This window comes from Mesorhizobium sp. M7A.F.Ca.US.005.03.2.1, from assembly GCF_003997795.1.
In the GTDB taxonomy this organism is placed as follows: Bacteria; Pseudomonadota; Alphaproteobacteria; order Rhizobiales; family Rhizobiaceae; genus Mesorhizobium; species Mesorhizobium ciceri.
Window position 1 is genome coordinate 1 of sequence record NZ_RZRP01001053.1, and the last position, 1,895, is coordinate 1,895.

Consider the following 1,895-nt stretch of genomic DNA (forward strand, 5'->3'; position numbering starts at 1 on the left):
GTCCTTGGCCGGCCGACCGGCATATTGTGAGCGCTGGAAACTGACAGATGCAAGCCGAAAAAATAAGGAACAGAATTCCAAAAACAACCAGTTTCTGAAATCGCATACTCAAACTGGCGCTTTCCAGCCGACACCAGAACTGTCGCGGATCATCCCCGGAGCCCGTCGGGCAACACAATCCCGCAGCCACGGTCGCGGAACCTTTCCCGCGCATGGCAGTTCTGGCTGTTCTAGGGCACGGCGCCGCCATTTCAACCCGGGCGCCAGCCAAGTTTGCAAAGTCATCCGCACCACCCAGGGAGCGCCTCATGATGGAAGACACGGCAGGACGGATCATGGTCCGCGCGGCAATGAAGGCTCCCTACCTCGAACGTGACGAAGAGCATCGGCTTGCATTGCTCTGGAAAGAGGACAACGACCAGAACGCGCTGCACAGCATCACCGTCGCGCATATGCGGCTGGTCATTTCCATGGCCTCCAAATTCCGCCATTACGGCCTGCCGCTCGGCGACCTGGTCCAGGAGGGTCATGTCGGGCTGCTCGAGGCCGCCGCCCGCTTCGAGCCGGAGCGCGAGGTGCGGTTCTCGACCTATGCGACATGGTGGATCCGGGCCTCGATGCAGGACTACATCCTGCGCAACTGGTCGATCGTGCGTGGCGGCACCAGCTCGGCGCAGAAGGCGCTGTTCTTCAACCTGCGACGCCTGCGCGCGCGGCTGGCGAATGGCGCCGAGCCACTGTCAAACGCAACGCTCTATCGCGAAGTATCGGAAGCACTCGGCGTCTCCGAAGCCGACGTGGCGATGATGGATTCGCGGCTGTCGGCTCCCGACTCCTCACTCAACATGCCGGTTGCCGACGATGCGGGTTCGACCGAGCGCATGGATTTCCTGGTCTCGGACGATCCGCTGCCCGACGAGATCGTCGGCGACAAGATCGATGTCGCGCGCCGCTCGCTCTGGCTGAGGGAGGCGCTTCGCGCGCTCAACGCACGGGAGTTGAGGATCATCGAGGAACGCCGGCTTAACGACGAGGGCGCGACGCTGGAAGCGCTCGGCGAAACCCTCGGCATCTCCAAGGAACGCGTCCGCCAGATCGAGGCTCGCGCCATGGAAAAGCTGAAGGTCGCGTTGGTGAAGCAGAATCCGGAGTTCATGGCGACTGCCGCGTGAACGGCGGCAGGCGTCCAGGGGCTCTTACTTGTCCGTGACGATCTTGACCTTGTCGCCGGCCGAAACCGCGGCACCAGGCGACAGCGCGTTGAGGACGCGGAACAGGTCGAGCTTACGGTCGACGCCGACCATCTGCGCCGAAAGCGAACCCATCGTCTGCCCAGGCTGGACAGTGACGACGCGGATGCGCAGCGGCTTCAGCGCCGCCTTTTCGGCGGCACTCAAGATCCGGAACGAGCCGCTGACCGAGCGGGCGATTGTGTCCAGCGACGTGCTGGCCGAAGGGGCCGCGGTCAGCAGCCGATAGACCTGGCCGCCGGCGCGGATCACCGCAATGTCGAACTGCCAGCCTTCGGCGCCGGCATGCGCGGTCGCTGCCTCGTTGCCGTTGATGGTTTCCTGCCTGACGCTGCTGTCGACGAGACCAGCCACCCAGCCGCTGCGGATATAGTCCGTCAGCGCCCGGTTCTTGTCGATCGACACGCCATCGAAACGGATCGCTATGTCGCCGGGGCCGGTGGCCGTCACCGCTGCCGCCGAATTGTCGATGATGAAGCCGTCCGGTACCGTGAACGAAACGCCAAGGCCCGGATGCAGGAAGGTTTCGCCGCGCACATAGCCTTCTTCCGGCGTGTCGCCATAGAGCAGGCCGTCTATGCCGGCGAGGAAGGAATCGCGGTCGCGCGTGCCGACGCCCGGCGCGCCGAACTGGCGGGCATGGCG

The 1,895-nt window shown here is 64.2% G+C and carries 1 protein-coding gene and 1 pseudogene; one reads left to right on the forward strand and one right to left on the reverse strand.

Features of this window, described 5'->3' with window-relative positions:
• Window positions 1-308: 308 nt before the first annotated feature.
• Window positions 309-1,172: an RNA polymerase factor sigma-32 gene (locus EN991_RS34470; RefSeq protein ID WP_027162506.1), complete on the forward strand. Its 864-nt coding sequence runs from the start codon at window positions 309-311 to the stop codon at window positions 1,170-1,172.
• A gap of 24 nt (window positions 1,173-1,196) precedes the next feature.
• Here the strand turns inward: EN991_RS34470 and EN991_RS34475 are convergent.
• Window positions 1,197-1,895 (reverse strand): annotated as a pseudogene (locus EN991_RS34475) (metalloprotease); the annotation flags it as partial.